28 protein-coding genes are annotated in these 25,240 nt (G+C 62.3%); 26 read left to right on the top strand and 2 right to left on the bottom strand.

From position 1 onward, the window contains the following. Positions 1 to 5: 5 nt before the first annotated feature. From catC to ACXAFN_RS05770, 23 genes are all read left to right on the top strand, one after another. Positions 6 to 296: a muconolactone Delta-isomerase gene (gene catC / locus ACXAFN_RS05880; RefSeq protein WP_474987013.1), complete on the top strand. Its 291-nt coding sequence runs from the start codon at positions 6 to 8 to the stop codon at positions 294 to 296. Positions 297 to 348: 52 nt separating this feature from the next. Further along, positions 349 to 1,323, top strand: coding sequence for a catechol 1,2-dioxygenase (gene catA / locus ACXAFN_RS05875; protein WP_474987012.1), 975 nt, complete (start codon positions 349 to 351; stop codon positions 1,321 to 1,323). 551 nt (positions 1,324 to 1,874) lie between these two features. Then, positions 1,875 to 2,984 carry an NAD/NADP octopine/nopaline dehydrogenase family protein gene (locus ACXAFN_RS05870; protein ID WP_474987010.1) on the top strand — a complete coding sequence of 370 codons (1,110 nt, stop codon included), beginning with the start codon at positions 1,875 to 1,877 and terminating at the stop codon, positions 2,982 to 2,984. Between the two features lie 25 nt (positions 2,985 to 3,009). Then, positions 3,010 to 3,993 (top strand): 3-hydroxybutyryl-CoA dehydrogenase, encoded by a 984-nt coding sequence (locus ACXAFN_RS05865; RefSeq protein ID WP_474987009.1) that lies wholly within the window; start codon positions 3,010 to 3,012, stop codon positions 3,991 to 3,993. A 21-nt stretch (positions 3,994 to 4,014) separates the two neighbouring features. Then, the gene (locus tag ACXAFN_RS05860) at positions 4,015 to 5,064 is read left to right on the top strand and encodes a TRAP transporter substrate-binding protein (protein WP_474987007.1); all 1,050 of its coding nucleotides are present in this window, start codon (positions 4,015 to 4,017) and stop codon (positions 5,062 to 5,064) included. A gap of 411 nt (positions 5,065 to 5,475) precedes the next feature. Beyond that, positions 5,476 to 6,540, top strand: a complete 1,065-nt coding sequence (locus tag ACXAFN_RS05855; protein ID WP_474987006.1) for a hypothetical protein — start codon at positions 5,476 to 5,478, stop codon at positions 6,538 to 6,540. 300 nt (positions 6,541 to 6,840) lie between these two features. After that, on the top strand, positions 6,841 to 7,893 hold the full coding sequence (locus ACXAFN_RS05850; protein WP_474987004.1) for a TRAP transporter substrate-binding protein: 1,053 nt from the start codon (positions 6,841 to 6,843) through the stop codon (positions 7,891 to 7,893). Between the two features lie 73 nt (positions 7,894 to 7,966). Beyond that, the gene (locus ACXAFN_RS05845) at positions 7,967 to 8,443 is read left to right on the top strand and encodes a TRAP transporter small permease (protein ID WP_474987002.1); all 477 of its coding nucleotides are present in this window, start codon (positions 7,967 to 7,969) and stop codon (positions 8,441 to 8,443) included. Beyond that, positions 8,440 to 9,729 carry a TRAP transporter large permease gene (locus ACXAFN_RS05840; protein WP_474987000.1) on the top strand — a complete coding sequence of 430 codons (1,290 nt, stop codon included), beginning with the start codon at positions 8,440 to 8,442 and terminating at the stop codon, positions 9,727 to 9,729. The genes ACXAFN_RS05845 and ACXAFN_RS05840 overlap by 4 nt, the downstream gene beginning before the upstream one ends. A gap of 84 nt (positions 9,730 to 9,813) precedes the next feature. After that, entirely contained in the window at positions 9,814 to 10,938 is a 1,125-nt protein-coding gene (locus ACXAFN_RS05835; protein ID WP_474986998.1) for an amidase, read from the top strand. Positions 10,939 to 10,956: 18 nt separating this feature from the next. Further along, positions 10,957 to 12,102: an acyl-CoA dehydrogenase family protein gene (locus ACXAFN_RS05830; RefSeq protein WP_474986996.1), complete on the top strand. Its 1,146-nt coding sequence runs from the start codon at positions 10,957 to 10,959 to the stop codon at positions 12,100 to 12,102. A 37-nt stretch (positions 12,103 to 12,139) separates the two neighbouring features. Then, positions 12,140 to 12,484: an IacB protein gene (locus ACXAFN_RS05825; RefSeq protein WP_474986994.1), complete on the top strand. Its 345-nt coding sequence runs from the start codon at positions 12,140 to 12,142 to the stop codon at positions 12,482 to 12,484. A gap of 42 nt (positions 12,485 to 12,526) precedes the next feature. Continuing rightward, the gene (locus ACXAFN_RS05820) at positions 12,527 to 13,816 is read left to right on the top strand and encodes an aromatic ring-hydroxylating oxygenase subunit alpha (protein ID WP_474986992.1); all 1,290 of its coding nucleotides are present in this window, start codon (positions 12,527 to 12,529) and stop codon (positions 13,814 to 13,816) included. 5 nt (positions 13,817 to 13,821) lie between these two features. Continuing rightward, on the top strand, positions 13,822 to 14,298 hold the full coding sequence (locus tag ACXAFN_RS05815) for an aromatic-ring-hydroxylating dioxygenase subunit beta (protein WP_474986991.1): 477 nt from the start codon (positions 13,822 to 13,824) through the stop codon (positions 14,296 to 14,298). A 10-nt stretch (positions 14,299 to 14,308) separates the two neighbouring features. Next, positions 14,309 to 15,052 (top strand): SDR family NAD(P)-dependent oxidoreductase, encoded by a 744-nt coding sequence (locus ACXAFN_RS05810; protein WP_474986989.1) that lies wholly within the window; start codon positions 14,309 to 14,311, stop codon positions 15,050 to 15,052. Positions 15,053 to 15,076: 24 nt separating this feature from the next. Continuing rightward, positions 15,077 to 16,033 carry a PDR/VanB family oxidoreductase gene (locus ACXAFN_RS05805; protein WP_474986987.1) on the top strand — a complete coding sequence of 319 codons (957 nt, stop codon included), beginning with the start codon at positions 15,077 to 15,079 and terminating at the stop codon, positions 16,031 to 16,033. A gap of 62 nt (positions 16,034 to 16,095) precedes the next feature. Further along, positions 16,096 to 16,608: a TRAP transporter small permease subunit gene (locus ACXAFN_RS05800; RefSeq protein ID WP_474986985.1), complete on the top strand. Its 513-nt coding sequence runs from the start codon at positions 16,096 to 16,098 to the stop codon at positions 16,606 to 16,608. Beyond that, a complete protein-coding gene (locus ACXAFN_RS05795) occupies positions 16,601 to 17,932 on the top strand; it encodes a TRAP transporter large permease (RefSeq protein WP_474986983.1) in 1,332 nt (443 codons plus the stop codon). Before ACXAFN_RS05800 ends, ACXAFN_RS05795 begins: the two co-directional genes overlap by 8 nt. A 46-nt stretch (positions 17,933 to 17,978) precedes the next feature. Further along, on the top strand, positions 17,979 to 19,007 hold the full coding sequence (locus tag ACXAFN_RS05790) for a TRAP transporter substrate-binding protein (RefSeq protein WP_474986982.1): 1,029 nt from the start codon (positions 17,979 to 17,981) through the stop codon (positions 19,005 to 19,007). Continuing rightward, positions 18,983 to 19,255 (top strand): 2-hydroxymuconate tautomerase, encoded by a 273-nt coding sequence (locus ACXAFN_RS05785; RefSeq protein ID WP_474987476.1) that lies wholly within the window; start codon positions 18,983 to 18,985, stop codon positions 19,253 to 19,255. The genes ACXAFN_RS05790 and ACXAFN_RS05785 overlap by 25 nt, the downstream gene beginning before the upstream one ends. A 30-nt stretch (positions 19,256 to 19,285) precedes the next feature. Next, positions 19,286 to 20,218 (top strand): flavin reductase, encoded by a 933-nt coding sequence (locus ACXAFN_RS05780; protein WP_474986981.1) that lies wholly within the window; start codon positions 19,286 to 19,288, stop codon positions 20,216 to 20,218. A 105-nt stretch (positions 20,219 to 20,323) separates the two neighbouring features. Then, on the top strand, positions 20,324 to 20,893 hold the full coding sequence (locus tag ACXAFN_RS05775; RefSeq protein WP_474986979.1) for a nuclear transport factor 2 family protein: 570 nt from the start codon (positions 20,324 to 20,326) through the stop codon (positions 20,891 to 20,893). Positions 20,894 to 21,073: 180 nt separating this feature from the next. Then, positions 21,074 to 21,550 (top strand): MarR family winged helix-turn-helix transcriptional regulator, encoded by a 477-nt coding sequence (locus ACXAFN_RS05770; protein ID WP_183385987.1) that lies wholly within the window; start codon positions 21,074 to 21,076, stop codon positions 21,548 to 21,550. 240 nt (positions 21,551 to 21,790) lie between these two features. On the opposite strand, the gene ACXAFN_RS05765 is transcribed toward ACXAFN_RS05770, so the two are convergent. Beyond that, a complete protein-coding gene (locus ACXAFN_RS05765; protein WP_474986977.1) occupies positions 21,791 to 22,177 on the bottom strand; it encodes a copper transporter family protein in 387 nt (128 codons plus the stop codon). Beyond that, positions 22,170 to 22,646, bottom strand: a complete 477-nt coding sequence (locus ACXAFN_RS05760; RefSeq protein ID WP_474986975.1) for a hypothetical protein — start codon at positions 22,644 to 22,646, stop codon at positions 22,170 to 22,172. Before ACXAFN_RS05760 ends, ACXAFN_RS05765 begins: the two co-directional genes overlap by 8 nt. A 211-nt stretch (positions 22,647 to 22,857) precedes the next feature. On the opposite strand from ACXAFN_RS05760, the gene ACXAFN_RS05755 reads away from it, so the two are divergent. From ACXAFN_RS05755 to ACXAFN_RS05745, 3 genes are read left to right on the top strand one after another with little or no spacing between them, the layout of a single operon-like run. After that, positions 22,858 to 23,229, top strand: a complete 372-nt coding sequence (locus ACXAFN_RS05755) for a PepSY domain-containing protein (protein WP_474986973.1) — start codon at positions 22,858 to 22,860, stop codon at positions 23,227 to 23,229. Further along, positions 23,226 to 23,900 carry a response regulator transcription factor gene (locus ACXAFN_RS05750; RefSeq protein ID WP_474986971.1) on the top strand — a complete coding sequence of 225 codons (675 nt, stop codon included), beginning with the start codon at positions 23,226 to 23,228 and terminating at the stop codon, positions 23,898 to 23,900. Before ACXAFN_RS05755 ends, ACXAFN_RS05750 begins: the two co-directional genes overlap by 4 nt. Further along, positions 23,897 to 25,240 (top strand): sensor histidine kinase, encoded by a 1,344-nt coding sequence (locus ACXAFN_RS05745; protein ID WP_474986969.1) that lies wholly within the window; start codon positions 23,897 to 23,899, stop codon positions 25,238 to 25,240. The genes ACXAFN_RS05750 and ACXAFN_RS05745 overlap by 4 nt, the downstream gene beginning before the upstream one ends.

Genomic DNA, 25,240 nt, shown 5'->3' with positions numbered 1-25,240 from the left:
GCATCATGCTGTTCCAGGTGGAAATGACCGTGAAACTGCCGCCGGAGATGCCGGCCGAACAGGCCGCCGAGATCAAGGCGACCGAGAAGGCCTATTCCCAGGAGCTGCAGCGCGCCGGCAAGTGGCGCCACCTGTGGCGGGTGGCCGGCAGCTATTCCAACGTCAGCATCTTCGACGTCGAGGACAACGCCGAGCTGCAGGAGCTGGTCGCCAACCTGCCGCTGTTCCCCTACATGGAGATCGCCGTCAAGCCGCTGTGCCGCCATCCCTCGTCGATTCGCGACGACGACAGCTGAGCCCGGATGCGCGTGCCCGCGAGATAACGAGACACAAGAAGAGGATGCCAGCATGACCGTGAAGATTTTCGACACTCCCGAGGTCCAGGACTTCCTGAAGGCCGTCAGCGGCTTCGAGCAGGACGGCGGCAACGAGCGCGCCAAGCAGATCATGCATCGCCTGCTCTCCGACCTGTACCGGCTGATCGACGACTTCGACGTCAGCCCCGAGGAATTCTGGAGCAGCGTCAGCGTGCTCAACGCGCTCGGCCAGGGCACCCAGTTCGGCCTGCTGGCCCCGGGGCTCGGCTTCGACCACTACCTGGACATGCGCATGGACGCCGCCGACGCCGAGGCCGGCCGCACCGGCGGCACGCCGCGCACCATCGAGGGCCCGCTGTACGTGGCCGGCGCCCCGGAACTGCAGGGCAGCGGGCGCATGGACGACGGCACCGATAGCGACGGCGAGGCGATGTGGCTGACCGGCCAGGTGCGCGACACCGACGGCCAGCCGATCGCCGGGGCCAAGGTCGAGGTGTGGCACGCCGACTCCAAGGGCGGCTACTCCTTCTTCGACCCGTCCCAGGCCGAGTACAACCTGCGCCGCTCGATCATCACCGACGCCGAGGGCCGCTACGCGGTGCGCAGCATCATCCCCTCCGGCTACGGCGTGCCGGAAGGCGCGCCCACCGACCAGGTGCTCAAGGCCCTGGGCCGCCACGGCCAGCGCCCGGCGCACATCCACTACTTCGTCTCGGCGCCGGGGCACCAGCACCTGACCACCCAGATCAACCTGGCCGGCGACCCCTATACCTTCGACGACTTCGCCTTCGCCACCCGCGAGGAGCTGGTGGTCGAGGGCCGGCGCATCGAGGACGCCGCCGCCATCGAGGCGCGTGGCTTCGAGGGCCCCTTCACCGAGGTGGTGTTCGACGTCGCGCTGTCGGCGACCGCGGATCACGACCTGCAGCATCGCCACAAGCGCCCGCGGGCCAAGGAAGATGAGCAGGACCAGGCCAGCCAGCAGGCGGGCACCGCCAAGGTCTGAGTTATGCACTGCCCGTGTGCAAGGAGGTCTGCCTAGCACGAAAAAAGTGCCGGGGGACGTCCGGAGAGTAAAAAGAATATATATAAACAGCTGTCATATATGGAGTTTTCGTGAGTTGGTATCTGGAGTGCTTTCTATTGGTAGCATCGACCTAGCCTTGAGACATGGGCTATCGATTGCTGGCCAATTTGGTTGAAATTTCATGTGATATTTTCTTTTTAGGCATTGATGCCCGATACAAGACAATCATGAGGTGCCCCGACATGGCCAAGCTATCGATAAGCGGGAATCTGATGACTTAGCAGTTTTTAACGATATTGCCGCAGAGCACCATGTGTGTCTTCAAGATGGAGCAAGAGTCCGGGGTAAAGCCTGGCAGCTGGTATGAACCGTAAAGACCAGAACCATTATCTTTGTTTGGTATGAGAGTTGGTGAAGGTTTAAGTAGAGGTCTTTGGTGGGAGCAGGATCTCTAGGTGGTGCCGCGTTTAAAAAAACAAGACGACGCTGTGCATTTGTGAAACATGAGAAACGAAAAAGGACAAGAGAAAATGATGAAGGTGAGTGTAATTGGTGGTGGCCATGGCTGTTATGCCGCGGCAGTGGAGATGGTCGAGAAAGGCTTCGATGTCGTGCTGTGGCGGCGAGATGGTGAGGCGTTGAGGGAACTGAAAGAGCTGGGAGGCATAGACGTCAAGGACGTCAAAGGCGAGCGACGTATTCCCGTCGGCGAGGGACGGGGAGAGCTGACCCTGACAGATGATTTGGCAGCCGCAGTGGAACATGCTCAGTTGTTGGTCATGCCGCTACCTTCGACCACTCACGAGAGCCTGGCAAAACAGATGGCCCCGCTATTCAAGGACGACCAGGTGGTGTTTTTACCACCGGGGACCTTCGGTAGCTATCTGTTCTACCAGGCCATGCGCGATTCCGGCAATCAGAGTCGTGTGGCGTTCTGCGAAACAGGCACACTGCCCTACCTGGCGCGCAAGCACGGGCCGAATCGCGTCGTTATCAGCGTCTACGCTACACGGCTACCGACTGGAGTATTTCCCAGCGCGTTGTCGGACCACGCCTTTAGCCTTCTTGGAAAGGCCTATCCCAGCGTCGAGCCCATCGAGGATGCTTTGAGTGGTGCGCTAATGAATGCGGGTCCCGTTATTCATCCACCGCTGATCATCATGAACGCCGGCCCTCTGCAGCATTTCGATGCCTGGGATATTCACAACGAAGGTACCCAGTCCTCGATCCGTAGCGTCACTTCCAGGCTGGACGGTGAACGTATCGCTGTGCGCGAAGCACTGGGGTATGGCCCTTCTCACTTCCCGCTTGCTAACCATTATGCCAGTGATGGTGAAGAATGGATGTACGGCCGAGGTGCCCACGGAAAGCTCACCGATAGCGGCGATTGGCGTGAAAACATCGACCTTCAGAGTCACCGGTACATGCTGGAGGACACCCGCTTGGGTCTCTCTTTCATCGTCTCTGTCGGTCGTTGGGCAGGGCAAGCCACGCCGGTCGCGGAAGGACTGCTGAACCTGGCCTCGGCGATCACCGGTCGAGACCTCTACGCCGAGGGTCGCACCCTGGAGGCGCTGGGGTTGGCGGACCTATCCCAGGAAGCGATGCAGAAGCTTCTGGGTCAAGGCTCCCATGCATGAAAGTTTCTGACCGAGGAGAGCAGTTATGACCGAGCGAATTTCTGTGCTGGGTTCTGGACGCATGGGGGAGGGTATTGCGCTTGCCTACATGCTGGCAGGTCGGGATGTAGTAATGGTCGACTTCAAGAAGCGAGACTCCGATGCGCGCGAAGTCTATTACGCTGCCATCGTCGATAGGCTGCGTGAAGAGTTGGCTTATCTCGAGGATAGAAGGATCGTCGGTTCGGGCGATATAGATATTATCATGTCGCGACTTAGCCTGGTCAGGCACAACCAGAAAGATCTAGTGTGGGATGATATCAATCTCGCTTTCGAGGCGCTTCCCGAAGTCAAGGAGATCAAGTTGGAAGCCCTCGGGTGGGCCAGTCGACACTTCAGCGACGACACGGTGATCGCCTCTACAACCTCGACCTTCCTAGTCACCGAGTTGGCCGAGATGGTTAGCCGCCCCGAGCGATTTATGAATGCTCATTGGCTCAACCCGGCTCACCTGATGCCATTGGTGGAGGTGAGTAAGGGAGCTATCACTGGAAAGGTGGCCATTGACTCTCTATTCGAGAGCCTCAAGGCCATAGGCAAGGTTCCAGTGCTATGCAACGCCTCGCCGGGCTATATCGTGCCGCGTCTTCAAGTGCTGATTATGAATGAGGCCGCGAGAATGGTGGAGGAGGGAGTGGCCAGTGCCAATGATATCGACATTGCCATTCGCACTGGGTTTGGGCTTCGCTACTCGGTGCTGGGTGTGCTGGAGTTCATTGATTGGGGTGGCGGAGATATCCTCTATTATGCTTCCAACTATCTTAGTGACGCCCTCGATGAACGCTTCCGGGCGCCTGAAGTGATTCATGCCAATATGCTCGAGGAGCGTCGTGGATTCCGCGACGGTCGTGGTTTCTTTGACTACGCCGGCATCGATCTTGCTGAACGGCGTCGTTATCGCTCAGATGACTTTCTCGAGCGCCTTCGTCTGACTCAGTTGCTACCCGTGGTCGCTAATCCGGGCGGTTGATGAAACAACGAGGAACTTGCGATGAAAACAATTATACAAGCGAAAAATAAGCGGGCCAGGCTGTTCGCCTCGTTCGTGGGATTAGGTGCTCTGTTGACAGGCCAGGGTGTCGTTCAGGCTCAGGAGAGTATTGTTCTGAATTACGCCTTCTTCGCCCCCGCGCAGAGTTTTCCAGCTGTGCAGATGAAGCACTGGGCCGAGGAGGTGGAGGATCGAACTGACGGCCTTGTCTCGGTGAATCTTTTCCCTGGGGGAACCTTGCTGACGGCCAATAACATGTACGACGGCGTATTGAGTGGCGTGGCGGACATTGGTCTGTCGGCCACTTCCTATGAGCCTGGGCGATTTCCTTTGCTCAACCTGGCCGGCACTCTGCCTGGCCAGGAGGTAAACTCTGAAGTCGCAAGCCAAATGACCTTTCAGTTGATTCAAGAATTCGATGAGTATATGCCGGCATTCGACGATTTAAAGGTCATTGCTGCTTTCACTTCGGAGCCAGCCTATCTCCAGACTCTCGATCCGATACGTAACCTGGAAGACTTGGATGAGCTGGAGATTCGGATATCCGGTGACAACTCGATTGCTCTTGAGGCTTTAGGTGCAACAGCTATTGGCATGTCACAGACGGATGCGGGTGAAGCATTGCAGTCCGGTATCATCGACGGCTACGCGGCATCCCGGGAAGTGCTGATGGATCTTAAGTTCGCGAGGATGGCCAAATATGTAACCGACTATCCGTTGACAAATACATTGTTTGTTGCGGCGATGTCACGGGATAGATGGGAGTCGCTTCCCGACGACGTTCGTCGCGTGATCGATGACTTGGCGCCAGAGATGTCGGCTTTTACTGGTCGTTATCTCGACGATCATATCGAGAACTCCTTGGAGTGGGCGAAAAATACACAAGGCGTCGAGATAGTGTCACTTTCTGAAGCTGAGCGTGAGCGCTGGAATGATCGCCTTTCCCCGGTCGGCGAAACACTACTTGATAAAGTCGAGGGTCAAGGACTTCCAGCGCGAGAATTTGCTCAGAGAATGCGCGAGCTGACGGAGGAGTATCGCACTCCCTGATTTGGCTATATCCGAAAAGGTGGAGTGGCCTCGTGTGATAAGAAAGCCATGAAAGTACGGCATGTAACTTCCATGGCGGTACATCCGAGATCCCCGCCCTTTTCTCATGCCGGCGTCATGACGGACTTCCGCCATCGCCGATGTGATCACCTCGGATGACCTGGAGTCGGAGTTTGCCGAGGCCGTCGCCCAGCCCCCCTCAAAGGCAGTAGTGGTCCCTGGGGGATCGGCTGCACGGCGAGCGCCGCAAGGTGGCGCTAGTCGTGAGGATGGGAAGCCTCGTCGCGGCGCCATCTCGCGAGCGAGGCAGGAGCACGGCAGGGAGCGATTTTTTTACCCGGGGATGCCCCCTTATATGGCTCGATGGCTCTCGAGCCTTTCAGCATGACAACAATACGGAGCAATCAAACAATGTCATTCAAGAACAAACTCGCACTGGCCGTGGCGGTCGCCTCCATGTCTTCCCAGGCTTTCGCGCTGGAGATCGCGGAGATCGACGGCACGACGTTCAGCGTCGGCGGCTATGTGAAGGCCGAGGGCATCTTCACCAATCCCGACAACGGCGAGAGCGAGTTCGATGGTTCCGCCCGCCAGTCCCGGCTCAACGTCAAGGTGAACCGAGAGATCGAAGGGCATGATGTCACGGCCTTCGTGGAGGGGGACTTCTGGGACAACGCCACCGATGCCAGCGACACGAGCTACGCCATGCGCTTGCGTCATGCCTACGTCAAGGTCGACAACCTGACGCTCGGACAGACCTGGTCCGGCCAGTTCTTCGCCTCGGCGCCGTTCGACGTCGAGCTGCTGGATTTCTATGGTACCGGGATCGGCACCGTTGCGGGGAGTGGGGCCGTCGTGCGGCCCGATCTGGTCCTGCACTACACTACCGGCGGGTTCCGCTTCAGTTTTCAGGATCCGGTCTACGCCGATGCCGGGGTTCCGGACATGGTGGCCTCATACACTCACCGGACCTCGTCGGGTCATGCGTTCAACCTGGCCGCCACCGGACGGGAGGTCGAGACCGGGATGGACGACTCGGAGTTCGGGGCCGCGATCTCCCTGGCGGGCAAGCTGAACTTTGGCGACACCTCCGTGGGCCTGAGCGGCTATACCGGCGAGGGCAATAACGTGCACGCTGGCTGGGGGTATAACGGTGCGGCATCGCCGGGCACCATTGCAAGAAAGGGTGAAGTCGATGCCGACGGCGAGCTGGTCAGCACGACGGGTTTCTCCGCCGGCGTTAGCCACCGCTTCACCGAACGCCTCCGCGGCAACGTGCGCTACGGGCAGGTGACCGCCGATGTGGTATCGCCGAGCGTGGAAGACGACACCCTGCGGGTGACCAATGTCAACCTGATCTACTCCTACCTGCCGGGACTGGATCTCGGCGTCGAGTGGCGTGATCGCAGTGCGCTCACCATGCCGCTGCGTCCGGGTGGCCAGCAAGTCGAGCTGATGGCCATGTATAGGTTCTAGCGGTGACTATCAGCTATTGGTGGTGCCGTCGGGTTTTATGCCTGCACCACCCGAGCGCTTCGGGGCCCGCGAGAGACAATAGTAGTGCCTGATGGTCGGCAGTAGGGCGATGGTGTTTCGTGTAACTTCCTGTAATTAAATAAAATTTTATTTCTTGGCCTCCTTATCGCTTAAGGAGCTTGGGATTAGACTTAAGGCAAAACCGGTCGAATTCGTGTGGTTTTGTTTGAAATTTCATGTGATATTGAGTGTATGTGATGCAAAAGCATCCGACACAACAACAAACGAGAGGTGGAACCCATGACAACGCAGCAGACCGTGACCACGATCTCCAGGCGCCTGACAGGGGCCGCTTGCCTGAGTGGGCTGCTGGCTGGCTCGCTCTTCGCTGGCAGCGCCGCCGCTAGTGAGATCACCCTCAACTACGCCTTCTTCGCACCCGCCCAGACCTTTCCTGCTGTGCAGATGGAACACTGGGCCGAAGAACTGGAGCGTCGCACCGACGGTCGCGTTTCGGTCAATACCTTCCCGGGCGGCACTCTGCTGTCCGCCGGCAACATGTATGACGGTGTGTTGAGCGGTGTCGCCGACATTGGCCTCTCCGCGACTTCTTATGAGCCGGCACGTTTCCCCTTGCTCAATCTGGCCGGCAATCTGACGGGGGTCGATGTCAATTCCACGGTCGCAAGCCAGGCGGTATACGACCTGACACAGGAGTTCCCCGCCGACCAGCTGGGCCTCGAGGACTTCAAGGTCATTACCGCCTTTACGTCCGAGCCGGGCTATCTCCATACCCGAAATCCCGTGACCTCTCTGGACGACATCCAGGGTCAGGAGATCCGTGTTCCCGGTGACAGTACCGAAGTGATGGAGGCACTGGGTGGTGTCCCCGTGGGATTATCTCAAGCCGAGACCGGCGAGGCCCTCCAGGCTGGAGTAGTAAATGGATATGTCGGTTCTCGCGAGACTCTGATGGACCTGCAATATGCACGCAGTGTTCAGTATGTCACTGACTATCCGCTGACCAACGTTGTCATGGTCGCTGTTATGAGTCGTCAGCGCTGGGAGTCTCTTCCCGAGGATGTACGACAGGCGATCGACGAGCTGGGGGGCGAGATGGCGCACTTCGCCGGTGATTATCTGGATAGTCATATCGAAGAGTCGCTGGCCTGGGCCGCCGAGAGTCACGGCGTCGAGACCCTCGCGCTGAGTGACGAGGAGGCGGAGCGTTGGTCTGAACGCCTGGAACCCATCAACGAGGCGCGCCTGACGAAGGTTGCCGAGATGGGCCTGCCCGCCGAGGCGTTCCACTCGCGCATGCAGGAGCTGGTCGAGAAGTATCGTCAGCCCTGAGGTGCGAGGAGCACGGGACCGGCGGCGAGCACGTCGCTGCCGGAAGTGACCGACCCTGCGAGGTATTCGTCCCATGTATCGATGTAATCTACTGATCAGTCGCGTCTTGCTGTTTGGGGCCGGCCTGGCCCTGCTAGCCATCGTTGCCCTGGTCGCCATCAATATCGTTATGCGCCAGGTGACGTCATCCTTCGGCGGTACGACCGAGGTCGTCGGCTGGCTGACCGCGGTGGTGGTTGCGTTTTCCCTTGCCCATGCCCAGCTGAACAAGGCCCATGTGGAGCTGGATATCCTGGTGGCGCGGTTTCCCGTTCGGTTCCAGGCGGTGCTCCAGGCCCTGGTGGCATCGGTGAGTCTGCTGTTCTTCAGCATGGTGGCCATCAAGCTCTGGGAGTACGGCTATGGGGCCATGCAGCGTGGCATGACCTCCCAGACGCTGCGGTTACTCCTCTATCCGATGATCTATTTGGTAGCCCTCGGCTTCTCCGCCTTCTGCCTGGCTCTGCTGATGGATGTCTTCGATAGTTTGAAACGAGTGGTGATGAAATGAGCATGACCCTGATAGCGGTGGTCGGCATCATGGCCCTTTTCCTGCTGATCCTGCTCAAGATGCCGATCAGTTTCGCCATGTTTATTGTCGGTTTCTTCGGGATGCTGCAGATGACCAGTCCGATGGCCGCCTACAACATCGTCAGCTCGGGGATCTGGGAGCAGCTCTCGGCCTACTCGCTGAGCGTGATACCGCTGTTTATTTTCATGGGCGAGCTGTTATTTCGCTCCGGCATTACAGAAAAGATCTTCGCCTCTGCCTATGCCTGGATCGGTCATCGACGCGGCTCCATGGCGACCACGACGATCCTTAGCAGTGCAGGCTTCGCGGCGGTCAGTGGCTCCAATACCGCCACGGCGGCCACTGTCGGAACCATAGCCCTTCCGGAGATGAAGAAGTTTGGCTATCACCGGGCACTCAGCGCGGGAAGCGTCGCTACCGGTGGCACCTTGGGTGTGATTATTCCTCCCAGCTCGGTATTGATCGTGATCGCTCTGCAGGCGGAGCTGGCGATTCGTGACCTGTTTATTGCCAGCATCGTGCCCGGGTTGCTCTTGGTTACGCTGTTCGTGATGACCATCGTATGGCTCTGTCGTAAGAATCCGTCCATGGCCCCAGCCGGGGAACGCGCCACCTGGTCCGTGAGGCTGGCATCGCTCAAGGGGGTGCTGGAGATCGCGGCACTTTTCGCCCTGGTGTTGGGGGGGCTCTTCGCCGGCTGGTTTACCTCCACCGAGGCAGCTGCCGTGGGCTGTGTGGGCGCGCTGGCTATCGTTGCCCTCCAGGGGCGATTGTCCTTGGAAGTGCTGCAGGAAGCCTTGGCTAATGCCCTAAAATCGTCGGCGATGATTCTGATGTTGGTGGCCGGAGCCGTGGTCTTCGGGCGTTTCCTTACGGTGACACGCCTGCCCTTTCTGGTCGGAGAATGGGCCGCATCTCTGCCCCTTCCGGCGGTTATGATCATGGCTTGTGTGCTGATGATCTACGTGATTGGTGGAGCCCTGATGGATGCCATGGGCTTCTTGATCATCTCGATTCCGATCTTCTTTCCGGTGGCGTTGGCACTGGGCTATGACCCTATTTGGTTCGGCATTCTGGTCTGTATTGTCACGAGTATGGGGGCCATTACGCCGCCGGTGGGTGTCAACGCCTTTATCGTCAAGAGTCTCGATACGGAGCTTAGTATCGGTGAGGTCTTCCGTGGAGTGGGCTACTTTATGCTGCCCTACCTGGTCTGCATCTTGCTGCTGCTGGCGATTCCCGAGCTGATCCTTTTCGTGCTCTAGGGATGGAGAGTGCCGGGACGTCAGTAAAGATGTCTTGAGATATTTATTATAAATTTCATGTGAAAAATACATAAAGGCTCTGGCATGACCTCTGTGATCGAAAACCTCGCCCTGGGGCGAGGCCCCAAGCGGGTGGTGGTCAAGGACACCATCGATATCGCCGGTCACCCGACTCGGGCCGGATCGGCGGCTCTGGCCGAGACGGCACCTGCCGAGTGTCACGCGGAGATCGTCGCGCGAACCCTGGCGGCGGGTTATCGCATCGTCGGCAAGGCGAACCTGCACGAGCTGGCCTTCGGCATGACTGGCCTCAACGCCTGGACCGGCACGCCCGAGAACCCGCGATTTCCGGCGCTGATCCCCGGTGGATCGTCCAGCGGGTCTGCGGCGGCAGTAGCTGCCGGGCTGGCCGACATCGGTATCGGTACCGATACCGGTGGCTCGATCCGTCTGCCGGCAGCCTGCTGCGGTCTCTATGGCCTCAAGCCGAGCTTCGGGCGTCTCGATCGTCGCGGCGTGATGCCGGCGATCAGCAGTCTCGATTGCGTGGGGCCCACCGCCGCGGATCTGGAAGAGTTGATTGCCTTCATGGCAGCGGTGGATTCCGGTTTCGCCATGCCAGCGACGCAGGGACCGCCCCGGGTGGCGCGGCTCGACGTCGAGGCCGATGACGCCATTCAGGATGCCGTGGACGAGGGGCTCGAGGCCTCGGGGCTGCCCATGGCACCGGCCGCACTGGCACTGCTGGATGAGGCCTATAACGCGGCCATGGCGGTGATCAATCGAGAGACCTTCGATGCATGCTCAACCTGGCTGGAGGGAGGCCGTATCGGTGCCGATGTGGCCAAGCGTTTGCGATTGGCGGGAGAAACCACCGATGCCGAGGTGCGCGAGGCCGAGGGGGTGCGTCACGCCTTTGCCGCCGAGGTGGATCGGCTTTTAGAGGCTTATGACCTCCTCGCGCTACCGACCCTACCGCATGCGCCCTTGACCCGTGAAGCCGCTCAGGCGGGGCAACAGGATCTGACGATTTCCGCGCTGCTGCGCCCCTTCAACCTCTCTGGACATCCGGCACTGACCCTGCCCCTGGCGTCTCGAGAAGGATACCCGATGGCGCTGCAGCTGGTGGGACGGCGTGGTGGTGATGCCGGCCTCTGTCGGGCCGCTCTTCACCTGGCCGTCGCCTTACGGGCGAACGCCACCGCATAAAACAACAGGAGAATGCTCATGCATAGCACTGTCGACAAATCCCAGTGGGGCGGCGAAGCCCGTTTTGATGCCCTGCTCGACAAGATCCGCCAGCGTCGCGAGGAGTTCGAAGCCCAGCGGCATATCTCTCAGGACATCATCGAGGAATTCCAGGCCATCGGCGTCTATCGCGCCATGGTGCCGGCCAGTTACGGCGGTGACGAAAGGTCTCCCGCCGAATTCCTGAAGATGGTTGAGGCGATCTCGGCGGCGGACGGCTCCGCCGGTTGGGTGGCCAGCTTTGGCATGAACCCCGCCTACCTGGCCGCGCTGCCCGAGGAAACGCTGAAGGAGGTGTGGCGGGACTCTCCCGATGTGGTTTTCGCCGGGGGCATCTTCCCGCCCCAGCCCGCCGAGCGGGTCGATCGCGGCTTCCGCATCAAGGGGCGCTGGAAGTTCGCCAGTGGCTGCATGGGCGCTTCCCTGTGCGGGGTGGGCATCTTGCCCGAGGAAGAGGGAGCCTTGCCGCGCATGGCGGTGCTGCCTCGCGACGAAGTGGTGATCGACCCGACCTGGAACATGCTGGGCATGGTGGCCACGGGTAGCCATGACCTGGTGGTCGAGGAAGCCTATGTACCGGAGGCCTGGACTTTTGTGCGCGGCGCCAAGCCCTCTGTGGATGCGCCCTTCTTCAGGTATCCCTCGCTGGCCTTCGCCGCCCAGGTGCTGGCGGTGACGACCCTGGGCCTGGCGCGAGAGGCGCTGGATATCGTGCGTGCCATGGCCGGTGGGCGCAAGTCCGTTACCGGGGCCCCCAATCTGGGCGAGCGGGAGTATGCACAGATCGCCCTGGGCAAGGCCGAGGCCCGGGTTCGCGCAGCGCGCGGGTTCTTTTACGACAGCACCGAGGCCGCTTGGGCGACCATCGAAGCCGGGGGTGAGCCGAGCCGCGAGCAGGTCAATCTTTTGCGCCTCTCCACCACTCATCTGACCCAGGAATGCGCCGAGGCGATTCGTAGCGTCTACCAGATCAGCGGCATGACCGGGGCCGACAACGGCCATCCCCTGTCGCGAATCCTGCGCGATTCTCAACTTTGCACCCAGCACGCCTTCATGGGCGAGATCACCTGGAAGAACGCCGGAGCCATCTTCTTCGGCCATGACCCCTTGCCGGGCTACCTGTGACCGGCCACTTCCCCACTGACGAACGGAGATTACCACTATGAACCGCGTACTGTTCTGCATCGGTATCAACCAGAACTTCATGGATGCCCCCGCCGAGGAGGGCAAGCAGGTCTGGCAGGCCTTCAGCAAGATGATGCAAGGCATCGACGAGCTGCCCGGCGTCAACATCCTGGGAATCATGGATGACGACCGCATCATGGTTGGCCCTTCCGCCACCGCGCCCTGGACCGCCTACATCATGGCCGACGTACCGGACTACGAAAGCGTCGTGGCGGCCTGCAATTTCTTCCGCACCACCCCGGTGGGCGACGGCACCTACAAGCTGTGGAAATACGCTCGCGTCGAGGCACGCATCGGCCGTGAGCTGGTCGTCCCCGAGTGACCCGCCAGCGGATGATTCATCGTAACGGATGAGGACAGGACCATGACCCAATTGATCGATATCGAAAACGTCACCGCCGACCCCGGCCACCTGGTGGAGAAGGGGCGTGTTCACAAGAGCCTCTACTCGAATCCCGAGCTCTTCGAGCAGGAGCTGGACAAGATCTTCAATCGCACCTGGGTGTGGGTGGCCCACGAGAGCGAGGTGGCCGAGGCCGGCTCCTACAAAACCGCCCATGTCGGTCGACAGCCGGTGATCGTCAGCCGTGACCGCAAGAAGAACATCCATGTATTGCTCAACCGCTGTCGTCATCGTGGCGCCACGGTGTGCGAGGGAAAGCGGGGCAAGACCCGTGCCTTTACCTGCCCCTATCACGGCTGGGGATATTCCCTGGACGGCGAGCTGCGTGCCATTCCCAAGCCGGAAGAATACGACGGCGTCATCGACAAGCAGGAACTGCCGCTGGAACGCCTGCGTCACGAGTCCTACCAGGGAATGATCTTCGCCACCTTCAACGAGGATGTCGAGCCGCTGGAGGAATTTTTGGGCGGGGCCAAGAAGTGGATCGATCTCTTCATGAAACAATCCGGCGGCTATCCGATGCAGGTGCTCGGTGACCACCGCTTCCGCTTTCCCGGTAACTGGAAGATCCAGCTGGAGAACACCACCGACGCCTACCACTTCCCCATCGTCCACAAGTCCTTTATCTCGTCGCTGGACGACCAGACATCCGAAGTCTTCGACTTCCTCGACGGCGAGGGCTTCGTCGAAGACTTGGGCAACGGCCATAGCGTCATGGTGATGATCCCCGAGCTGGTCGACCTGGAAGCCAACCTCGACGACCCCATCCCCGAGCGTTTCGCGGAGCTGGCCGCGGCGCTGCGTGAAGAGGGCCATGACGAGGCCGAGGTGCGGCGCCTGGTGCGTGCCGTGGGTGGCTCCGGCTTCAACCTCAACCTCTTCCCCAATGTGGCCTGCTCCATGGCCTTCTTCCGGGTGCTGACGCCGGTCAGCGTCGATGAGACCGAGATCCATCATGTCGCCATCGGTGGCGCTGGAGCCCCGGCCGCCTTCAATCAGACGCGCATGCGTCTCCACGAGCATTTCCAGGGCCCCATGGGCTTCGGCACCCCCGACGACGCCGAGGGCTGGGAACGGGTGCAGAAGGGCTCCCTGGCCGGCCCCGACGGCTGGATTCTGGTTAACCGCGGCCTCGAGCGCATGCAGCCCTCTGCCGACGGCAACCCCGCCGGTGCGGTCTGCTCCGAGGTCGGCATGCGCGCCGCCTACCAGATGTGGAAGCAACTGATGAGCGACGAGACAGGGGAGTAAACACCATGGCAGACAACATGTTTCAGCAGGCGATCGACTTCATCAACCAAGAAGCCGACCTGCTCGATCACAAGGCCTATTCCGAGTGGCTGGGGCTCTGGGAGCGAGATGGCAAGTACGTGGTGCCGGTGGATATCCACGAGACGGATTTCGCCAACACTCTCAATTTCGCTTATGACGACAACGCCATGCGCGAGATGCGGGTCGCGCGACTCCAGAACGGCGAGTCGGTTTCCAGTGTGGCCCAGGAGGGCACGGTGCGCAGCATGTCCCGCTTTCGACTGCTCGATGAGGACGATCAATCGATCCGCTTGCGCTGCGCCATGTTCCTGAGCGAGGTGCGCCTGGCCAAGCCGCTGCTCTATCCCGCCAATGTGGAGTACTGCCTGACCAAGACCCCCGAGGGGTTGCGCCTGCACACCAAGGTGGTGCGCCTGCTCAACGCCGGCCATCACCTCAATACCGTCGCCTTTATCTTCTGAGGAGGAAGCCATGCAACCGATTGCCGTGATCACCGGGGCGGCCCAAGGGCTGGGTAGCGTCATCGCCGGCCAGCTACTGGCGGAGGGTTTCCATGTGGCCATCACCGACCGTGATCGGGAAGGGGCCGAGCGCCTGGCCAGGGAGCTCGACCCCGAGGGTGGACGGACCCTGGCTTTGGGGCTGGATGTGACCCGCAAGGAAGATTTCACCGCGGCCCTGTCGGAAGTGAAGGCGCAACTCGGCGCTCCTACCGCCTTGATCAACAACGCCGCTATGACCCCGACGACTCCGGTGATGGAGATCACACCGGAGGAGTTCGACGCCGTGGTGGCTATCAACCAGCGCGGCACCTTCTTCGGTTGTCAGGTGTTCGGCGACTACTTCGCCGGTCGTGGCTACGGGCGCATTGTCAATATCGCCTCCTTGGCGGGACAGAACGGTGGCACCGCCTCTGGTGCCCACTATGCCGCCAGCAAGGGCGCCATCCTGACCCTGACCAAGGTCTTTGCCGGCCAGTTGGCGGGGGCCAATGTCACTGTCAATGCGGTGGCGCCGGGGCCTCTGGATCTGCCGTCGGTGCGCGCCGCGGTACCCCCCGAAAAGCTGACGGACATCATTGATCGCGCAATTCCGGTCAAGCGCCTGGGTAATCCGAACTTCGTGGCCACGACCGTGGCACGGCTGCTGGGCGACGAGGCCGATTTCGTAACCGGGGCGGCCTGGGATATCAACGGCGGCATCCATATGCGCTAGCCGCGCGTCGGCGAGGAGCAAATCATGACACAAGACACCCTGACCCTTAGGGTCGTCCGACGCCAGGAGCACACCGATGAGATCGCGGTGCTAGAGCTGGTCACCGTCGACGGCTCCGCCCTGCCGCCCTTCGAGGCGGGGGCCCATATCGACCTGCACCTTGGCGAAGGACTGGTGCGTCAGTACTCACTGAGCAATGCCCCCACCGAGGGGGACCGCTATCGCCTGGGAGTGCTCAATGACCCCGATTCACGCGGTGGGTCGCGGGCGGTCCACGAGCGCCTTCATGAGGGCGTGGAGGTGGTGGCGAGCGAGCCGCGCAACCACTTTCCCCTGGCCGCCACGGCGGAGCACAGCCTGCTGGTGGGTGGAGGCATCGGCATTACCCCGATGATTGCCATGGCGCATGCGCTCAAGGTCGCCGGTCGTTCCTTCGAACTTCACTACTGCTGTCGTTCCCGGGACAAGGCGGCCTTCCTCGTCGAGCTCGAGGGCACCTTCGGCGATTCCCTGGTGCTGCACTTCGACGACCAGGGGGCGGAGCAGCGCCTCGATATCGAGGCGCTGCTCGCCGCTCAGGGCGACACCGCCCACCTATACGTCTGTGGCCCCTCGGGATTCATGGATTGGGTGATCGGTACCGCCAGCGAGGCGGGCTGGCCAAACGAGCGGGTGCACTTCGAGTACTTCAATGCCGAAGTCGACACCAGTGGCGGCGCCTTCGAGGTGGAGGCCGCGGCCAGCGGCGTCAGTGTCTGGGTCGAAGAGGGAATGTCCATCGCTCAGGCGCTCAAGGACGCCGGGGTCAAGGTGGACGTTTCCTGCGAGGAAGGAGTCTGCGGCACTTGTATCTGCGATGTGCTGGAGGGAACCCCGGACCACCGAGACCATTTCCTCAACGACGAGGAAAAGGCCGACAACGATCAGATGGCAGTGTGCTGTTCGCGGGCCAAGAGCGAGCGGCTGGTCATCGATCTGTAGCGCAGCCGAATGGGGAGGACACGAAGATGGGGATGTGGAAACGGCGTTGGTGCGAGCGAGCCTTGGACGTCTGTGGCCTCTGCCTGCTGGCGATCGCCTTCGTGATTGCCGCGGGGGTGGCGATGCACCTCCTGGGGCTGTCCCGGCTACTCGATTTCGAGCGTTCCTACTGGCTGGTGGGGCAAGCGATTACCTTCAATAGCCTGATGGGCCTGCAGGTGTTGCTCTTCTCCATGGCCATCATGCTGGCCATCGCGCCGGTGCTGTTGCTGGATCGACATGTGCGAGTCGATGTGCTGCATGGGCGTCTCTCGCGGCGCGGGCAACGTCGGCTCGAGCTGGTCGGTCACCTGGGCTTCGCGCTCCCCTTTTTCGGTGGCCTGCTGTGGCCCGCCTGGCGCTTCGTTGAGCGTGCCTTCGTGACTGGTGAGCGCTCGATGGACGGCGGCCTGAACGATATCTATGTAATCAAGGCGATGCTGCCCATGGGCATCGTGATGATCCTGGCGGCATTGCTCATCATGATCGCAGCCCTGCTGCGTGGGCGTACCCCGCGGGAGGTCCTCCATGGCTGAGCTCTGGATGCCACTGGCGATGGTGGCGCTGCTCTTTGCCGGCATACTCTCCGGCTATCCCGTGGCGCTGGTGCTGGGAGGCACCTCGACGCTGTTCCTGCTGCTTTCCGACCTACCCATGGCCTTCGTCAATCTGATGCTGACACGGGTCTATGCCAACGCCTTAAGTAATTGGCTCTATGTCGCCATCCCCATGTTCATCCTGATGGGGCTGCTGTTGGAGCGCACTGGGTTGGCGCGGAATGCTTTTCGCGTCAGTGAGCGGCTGCTGCATCGCCTGCCGGGGCACCTCTCGCTGACCGTGCTGTTCGTGGGTGGGCTGTTGTCGGCAACCACCGGAGTGGTCGGCGCCTCGGTCGTGCTGCTATCGGTGCTGGCACTGCCTAGGATGCTCGATGCAGGCTACTCGGCCCGTGCTTCCTCGGGGCTGATCTCGGCCTCGGGAACGCTGGCGATCCTGATGCCCCCCTCGGTGATGCTTATCGTCCTGGCCAGCCTGGTCTCGGTGCCTGTCGGACAGCTTTTCCGTGCTGCTCTGGTGCCAAGTGCTCTGTTGATCCTGTTCTATACCCTCTACTCGCTGATCAGTGCCTGGGATTCGGCGCGCAAGGCGCCGGAACCCGAGTTCGCCCGGCGACCGCAGGACGAGAGAATGTCCACCCCATGGCGGGACGCCCTGGCGCTCTCTCCCTTTTTGGTGCTGATTCCCCTGGTACTGGGGGCAATCATTACCGGAGTTGCTACACCCACCGAGGCAAGTGGTATCGGCGTGGTGGCGGTGCTGCTGTTCGCTTGGTTGACCGGTAAGGCGCGCCTGGTCTCGGTGCGGGAGGCTGCCCGGGAAACCGCCGTCGCCACCGCCATGATAATGCTGCTGGTGATCACCGCGACTTGCTTCTCGCTGATCTTCAAGGGCGTCGGCGGTGACCGATTGATCCTGACGGCCCTGGGGCTGCTGGGTGCGGGCGACTGGAGCGTTATCTTTTTGATTCTGCTGCTGGTCTTCCTGCTCGGCTTCTTCCTGGATTGGCTGGAGATATCGCTGATCCTGATGCCGATCTTCGTGCCCGTTGTCGGCCAGCTCGAGCTCGGCAACGACCTGAGAGGCGGTGCCCTGATGGTGTGGTTCGCGGTGCTCTTCGCCATCAACCTGCAGACCTCATTTCTCACCCCACCCTTCGGCGTCTCGCTGTTCTACCTCAAGGGCGCCATGGGCGACCGGGTAGCCACCATCGATATCTATCGCGGCGTGATCCCATTTATCGCCATGCAGTTTCTGGTGTTGCTGATCATTCTGCTGTTTCCCGCGGTGCTATTGCTCTAGCGGTGTGACGAAGGATTCACCCCGACCCTCATTCAGGAGCCCGACAATGAACAAGACCCTGACCCAATCCATCGCCTTCGCCGGGGCTGCCCTGGCCTCCAGCGGAGCCTTGGCCCAGCCCCTGACACTGCAGTCGGCCTTTCCCTTCAGCCTGAAGGTGATCGATGCCTCCATTCATCGCTTCGTCGAGGATGTCGAGATAGCCACGGGAGGAGACCTGAGCTTCACACCCTACGATGCCGGGGCCTTCTCGCCGCCTTTCGAGATCCTCGCTAATGTCGGCAACGGCAGTCTGGACGCTGGCTGGTCGGCGGCCAGCTACTGGGCCGGCCAGCTCCCCGCCGCGGCCCTGTTCCAGAGCATTCCCTTCGGCCCCGATGTGCCCCAATACCTGGCCTGGCTCTATGGTGGAGGTGGCATCGAGCTGTGGGAGGAGCTCTATCGGCCCTACAACGTGGTGCCGATTCCCTGTGGCTCGATGATCTCCGAGGCAGGGGGCTGGTATGTCGATGAAATCACCGGTGTCGATGACCTGAATGGCATGAGTGTGCGCATCAGTGGGCTTGGTGGCGAGGCGATGAGTCGGCTGGGGGTATCCCCAGTCTCCCTGCCTGCCGGCGAGACTTTTCTTGGCCTCGATACCGGGCGCATCGGCGGCGCGGAACTCAGCTTTCCGACCATCGATACCAGCGTCGGCTTCCAGGAAGTGGCGAACCATTACTACTTCCCAGGCTGGCATCAGCCCGGAAGCCTCAACGAGCTGATCGTCAACGCCGACGTCTGGGACGGCCTGAGCGAGGGCCAGCGCCAGGCCGTTCGTCATGCCTGCAGCGATCTCAGCATTCATATGTATGCCCAGGACATGCAGGCCCAGTCGTCGGTCTTGCAGGAGTTCCGCCAGGCAGGAGTCGAAGTGGCGCGTTTCCCAGAGGAGGTGCTGGAGGCATTGCGTGGGGCATCCGCCGAGGTGCTGGAAGAGAACGCCGCCGAGGATGATGACTTTCGTCGTGTGCTCGAGTCCTACCGGGCCTTCAGCGAACGCTACGAGGAATACCGGGAGCTGACCGATTTCTAGCACCAGGCCCTGGCCGAAGCCGGGGCGAGTTAACACATTCTAATAGGAGTCATGAAATGCCTACTGTCCATGTGTACATGATGTCGGGGCGTACCCAGCCTCAGAAGGAAACCTTGATCCGCGAAGTGACGGATGCCGTCGTGACATCCGTCGATGCCCCCGAGGAGAACGTGCGGGTGATCATTAGCGAAATTCCCAAGGGCGACTACGGCATTGGCGGGACCACCGGTGAGAAGTTAGGGCGCTGAAGACGATTACATGATTGTAATGGAGGATGAATGATGAGCCTCGATACGAGAGATTTTCGCCGGGCCCTGGGCAAGTTTGCCACCGGGGTCACCGTCGTCACTACCCGCGATGCCGATGGCAAGCATTTCGGTGTCACCGCGAGCAGCTTCAATGCAGTGTCGATGGACCCGCCGCTGATTCTATGGAGCATCGACAAGGGGGCATACAGCCTGCCCGCCTACCGGGATGCGGACCACTTCGTGGTCAATGTGCTGAGCAATGAACAGGTCGATATCTCCAACCGATTCGCTAGCCGTGGCGAGGACAAGTTTTCCGGAATCGACGCCGAGGAAGGGGTGGGCGGCGTCGCCAAGATGAAAGATGCCGCCGCCCATTTCGAATGCCGCACCTGGAACGTCTATGAGGGTGGCGATCACCTGATTATCGTCGGTGAGGTGGTGCGCTATGGCTATCGAGACGCCGGTAGTGCCCTGGTGTTCCACAATGGCCGTTATGCGGTGCCCGAGCCGCACCCCATGATGCTGCCCGTGGACGAGAAGAGCTCCCCGGACGGTCGCCTGGGCAAGCATCTGCTGTACCTGATGCGTCAGGCTCTCGCCGCATATCGCGCCGATTTCTATCCGCGACTGGGCAGCCTCGGTGTCAACGACAAGGAGTGGCGGGTGCTGACCCTGCTGGCGGATCGTGGGCCCCTTGAGACCGAGGTCCTGGGCCGTCGAGTGGCCCAGCCCCTGGCGGATCTCGACGATACCCTGAACGGCCTTCTGGAGCGTGACCTGGTGGCCATCGAGGGCGAGAGCCGAGTGACGCTGAGCGCAGCGGGCCGCGCGCTGGCGCTGCGGCTGCTGACCATGGCCGATGATTACGAGAGACGCCTGCTCGAGGAGCTTGAGCCCGCCGAAGTCGATACCGTCAAGACGGGGCTGGGGCGGGTGATCGAACGTCTCGGCGTCTCGCTATAAGGCGAGCGCGCTGAATTCATTCCAGGCCCGAGGGCTCGAAACACGTTAGACACTCGGCGGGGCGGCAAGTCCGGCTCGCCGTAGTAATCAGGAAAGGAGAAGGACATGCCGGAAGTATCGAATGCCGAATGGCTGGCTTTGAAGGCACGCCTCGAGACGCTGGAGGCCGAGGCGGAGATTCGCCGGCTTCAGGCGCGCTATATGTTCCTTTGCGACACACCACTTCCCGAGTTTGGCATTAAGGATGATGTCGAGCGTATCGACTCGATCATGGCGCTCTATAGCGAAGATGCTGTCTGGGAGGGGGTCGGCGATTATTACGATAACCAATTCGGACGCCTCGAGGGGGCGGCGGCTATTCGTCGCCACTTCGAGAACTTCTGGGGGCAAAAACGCGATCCCAAGCTGCTCTTGAACGTGCACTATCTGACTTCGGAGCAGATTCATGTAAGCGGCGATAGTGCGGAAGGTCAGTGGGTGCACTGCCAACCATGGATCTTCTCCGATGGCTCTTCGCTGTTGCGCTCGTCGCGACTTAACAATGCTTTCCGTCGTGAACCGGACGGTTGCTGGAAGATCACTCGAACCCGCACCGAGAATGTCTTCGTGGCACCACTCAAGGAAGGCTGGGCCAGTGACTTTGCGGAAGCGTCGGTGTTGATGAAGGAAGCCTAGCCATCAAGGCAAGCGTGCCGTGAGGCCTTGGCCGGTAGGGCCGGTAGCGACGGTCCATGATTGTTGTCTTCTCCGGCAGGAAGGTTGCTCTGCCGGGGCCTTGCCCATCGGCGGCCGGCTGCTGGTCGATAGCGGTATATGCTAGAATAATCAACTATTTCTTCGGGATGGCATGGGCCCATGGCTGACAAGGACGCACTTTCACCCTCCTTCTTTCCCCTGTCGGAGGGGTTTCGCTCCAGGGATTACCCCTTCTACTGGATCGCTCGCTTGAATGCGAAGTACAGCGCCGATATGGATGCTCTGCTCAAGCCAAGAGGGCTGAGCTCGTCCAAGTGGCGGGTTTTGATGATCCTGCATGAGCACGGTCGGCTCAGCATGTCGGATATCGCCATTCACACTGTGGCCAAGCTGTCGACTATCACCAAGATCGTCTACAAGATGCAAGAGGCTGAACTGGTTGTCACCGCCCCTTCCGACGAGGACCGCCGCGTCACCGAAGTGGTGTTGACCGAGCAGGGAGAAGAGTACCTGGAGGTGGCTAGAGAAATGACTCACCGCTTGGTGGAGAAAGCCTTCCACGGGCTGGATGCCGAGGAGATCGTGACGTTGAACCGCTGCTTGGGCAAGATTTTCAATAATTTGAACTCGATATAGCCGCGCGGAAGCTTTTTTGCTCGGCGTTGCCATCCCCCGTCGTGGACGATTACCACTATCGCGATGGCTCTTGCCCCAGACCGGTTGGAAACGCCGCCCATGCCCGATGTCATGGGGCTGCCTTGGGGGGCATGCCGGTTTCATGGCCGCTGAGAGGGCGGTGGCCAGCTGCAGTACTAACTATCAGCCGGCGGGAACACTCGCCTTTCGCCAAGGAGTCGGCTGGGGAAACGGGACTGGCTAGTGATTGCCGTCCCGGTCCTTGACCTCGTAGTCGCCCTCGAGGACGTCGCGCTCCCCGGCGCGGCTCTGCCGGGCCTGGTGTTCCCGGGCACGGCCCTCCCGGTAGGTGGTGCCCCCCAGGTCCTGGGCCTGGTCGGCGCGCATGCGTTCCATGCGCTTCTTCATGCGATGGCGCAGGAAAGGCAACATCAGCCAGCCGATCACCAGGAACACCAGGCCGATCAGGGTGCCGATGATCATCATGGCGCCGAACAGCAGCCAGGTGAGGACCATGCGCGGCCCGCTCATGTCCCGGGAGGGGCGCGCCCGGCGCGCCCGCTCCCGCCATTGCTCGGCCGCCTGCCAGGCGGCGTTGTGGTCGCGCCCTTGGCGTCGATCAGTCATTGTCCACTCCCGTGACCTTCAGGTTGCGATCGAGGCGCAGCTCGATCTCGCGGTCGTCGGCGTCTCGGCCTTCGATCTCGATGGTGCCTCCGTCATCGACATCGAGCTGCTCGAATCGTTGCAGACCCGCTTCGCCAGCGTTGGACATGGCCTGACGCAGCTGCTCGCCGGTCAGTGCCCAATCGGGAATCCGTCCCTTGCGCTGCCATTCATGCATCACGCTACCATCCTCGACCCGTAATTCCAGATCGAGCTGCCAGCCGTCGTCGCGCCAGCCATCTATCTCCAGGTAAGTGTTATCTTCCATCGAGACTTCCTCGTAGTGGCTGAAGCCGTAGGCCTCGGCGCCATCGAGCAGGCGCAGCAGGTCGTCCTGGTTCAGGCTGCCGTCGTCGGCCATGGCGGTGCCGGCCATGCCGGTCATCCCGGCCAGGGTCAGGGGGGCGATCCATTGGGTCAGCGTTTTCATTGCGGTTCTCCTTGATGGGGCGAGGCGCCATTGCCTCGGGGACCGTTATCGCACCGCCCAGCTTGCCGTGGGCTGACGGCGCCGTTCATGATCGGTTCATGTTGCCGCGCTTTACTTCACGCCGGTCCGACCAGCGTACCGCCGGGCAGCTGTCCCCTGCCTGATCGGTGCGTTCATGGTGCGTTCATGCCCCTTCTGGCACCCTGACGCCATGAAGACGCTTTTCCGATGGGCCTCGCCCGGGGCGACCGGGCGCGGGCTGCTCGCCGCGGGCCTGCTGGCCGCCATGCTGGGCGGCTCGGCGCTCGATGTCCTGGCCGATGACGACGAGACCTGGCAGTCGCTGCACGAGGCGGTGCGCGACGGTCGCATCGTGCCCCTGCCCGAGGTGCTCGACTGGCTGGAGACGCGCTATGAGGGCCAGGTGCTCGAGGTGGAGCTGGACAGCGAGGACGACGGGCGCCGCTACGAGATCGAGATGCTGGGGCCCCAGGGGCAGCTGGTCGAGTTCGAGTTCGACGCCGAATCCGGCGAGCTGCTGGAGATCGAGGGAGTGAACATCGAGGGCATGCGACGCCGATGAAGGTACTGCTGATCGAGGACGATCGGGCCCTGGCCGAGGCGCTCGGCGAGGCGCTGGGCGACGCCGGCCTGCTGGTCGAGACCGCCGGCACCGGCGGCGAGGGCGACTTCCTGCTGCGCACCGAGCGCTACGACGCCGTGGTGCTGGACCTGGGCCTGCCCGACGGCGACGGCACCCGCTGGCTGGCCGAGTGGCGTGAAGACGCCATCGACCTGCCGGTGCTGGTGCTGACCGCCCGCGAGCGCTGGTCGGACAAGGCCGCCGGCTTCTCCGCCGGCGCCGACGACTACGTCACCAAGCCCTTCGAGACCGCCGAGGTGCTGTTCCGCCTGCACGCCCTGGTGCGCCGCAGCCACGGCCATGCCCATCCGGTGCTGGCCGCCGGCGCCCTGGCCTACGACACCCACACCGGCAGCGTGACCCTGGCGGGGCGACCGGTCTCGCTCACCGCCCAGGAGTCGCGGCTGCTGGCCTACCTGATGCATGCCGCGCCGCGGGTGGTCAGCCGCAGCGAGCTGGCCGAGCACGTCTACGACCGCGACCACGAGCCCGACTCCAACGTCATCGATGTCCAGATCAGCCGGCTGCGCCGCAAGCTCGGCGGCGAGCGCATCGAGACCCGGCGCGGCCAGGGCTACCGCCTGGTGGCGGTGGAGGACGAAGGCGCGTGATCCCGACCCGCTGGAGCCTGGCGCGGCGCCTGCTGCTGGCCGCCGGAGTGCTGGTGCTGGTGGTGTTGCCGCTGGCCGGCGGGGGGCTCGCCTATACCTTCCGCGAGACGGTGACGGCGTCCTTCGACGAGCGCCTGGACTCGATGCTGCGCGTGCTGCTGGCCGCGGTGGAGCGCGATCCTCTGGGCGGCGGGCTGAACGTGTCGCCGGCCCTCGGCGATACGCGCTTCGACCGGGTGTTCTCGGGCTGGTACTGGCAGGTCGGCGACGGTGAGGATTTCACTCGGGTCTCGCGCTCGCTATGGGACCAGCGGCTGCCCCTGCTGGAATCGGCATCGGGGGTGGTGCGTCGCGATATCCGCGGCCCCCGGGGCGAGCCCCTGCGGCTGATCGAGCGGCGCATCCGCCTGGCGGGCCACCCGCGGCCGCTGCGGGTCGGGTTGGCGGTGTCGCGCCAGGAGCTCGACACCGAGGTGGCGCGCTTCGAATGGCTGCTGTGGCTGTCGCTGCTGGCGCTGGGCCTGATGCTGCTGGGCGGGCTGGCGGCGCAGATTCGCTGGGGGCTGGCGCCGCTGCGCCGGCTGCACGCCGACCTGAGGGCCGTGGAGGCGGGTCGCGCCGAGGGCCTCGGTACCCGGCTGCCCGCCGAGCTGGCCGAGCTGGCCGGGGCCATGAACGAGGTACTGGCCCGCGATCGCCGACTGATCGAGCGCGGTCGCGCCGCCGCCGGCAACCTGGCCCACGCCCTCAAGACCCCGATCAGCGTGCTGCGCACCCTGGCCGACCGTCATCCCGAACCCCAGCGCCGGCGGGTCCGCGACGAGCTGGCGCGCCTCGACGAGGCGGTGCGCCACCACCTGGCCCGAGCCTCGGCGGCCGGCGGCGCCTCGCTGGCCGGTCCGGTATCGGTGGCCGAGGCCCTGGCGCCGGTGGTCGACGGCCTGACCCGGCTCGCCGAGCGGCGTGGCATCGCGCTCGACGCCGAGCTCGAGGCGTCGCTGCGGCTGCGGGTGGACGCCCAGGACCTGCAGGAGATGGTCGGCAACCTGCTCGAGAACGCCCTGCACTGGGCTCGGGAAAGGGTGACGCTGCGCGTGGCGGCGCGCGACGGCATGGCCTGTCTCGACGTCGAGGACGACGGCCCGGGGATGACGCCCGAGCAGCGCGAGGCCGCGCTGGAACGGGGCGCGCGCCTCGACGAGCGACGCTCGGGCAGCGGCCTGGGCCTGGCCATCGTCGAGGATCTGATGGTCCTCTACGACGGCCGCCTGAGCCTCGAGGCGGCAACCCTGGGCGGCCTGGCCGCGCGCATCCGGCTGCCGCTCGGCGGGGCGGCGTAA

Source organism: Halomonas sp. ABH4_019 (assembly GCF_056159885.1).
Note: the sequence above shows the minus strand (reverse complement) of the source record. Positions and strands in the feature narration are given on the sequence as shown.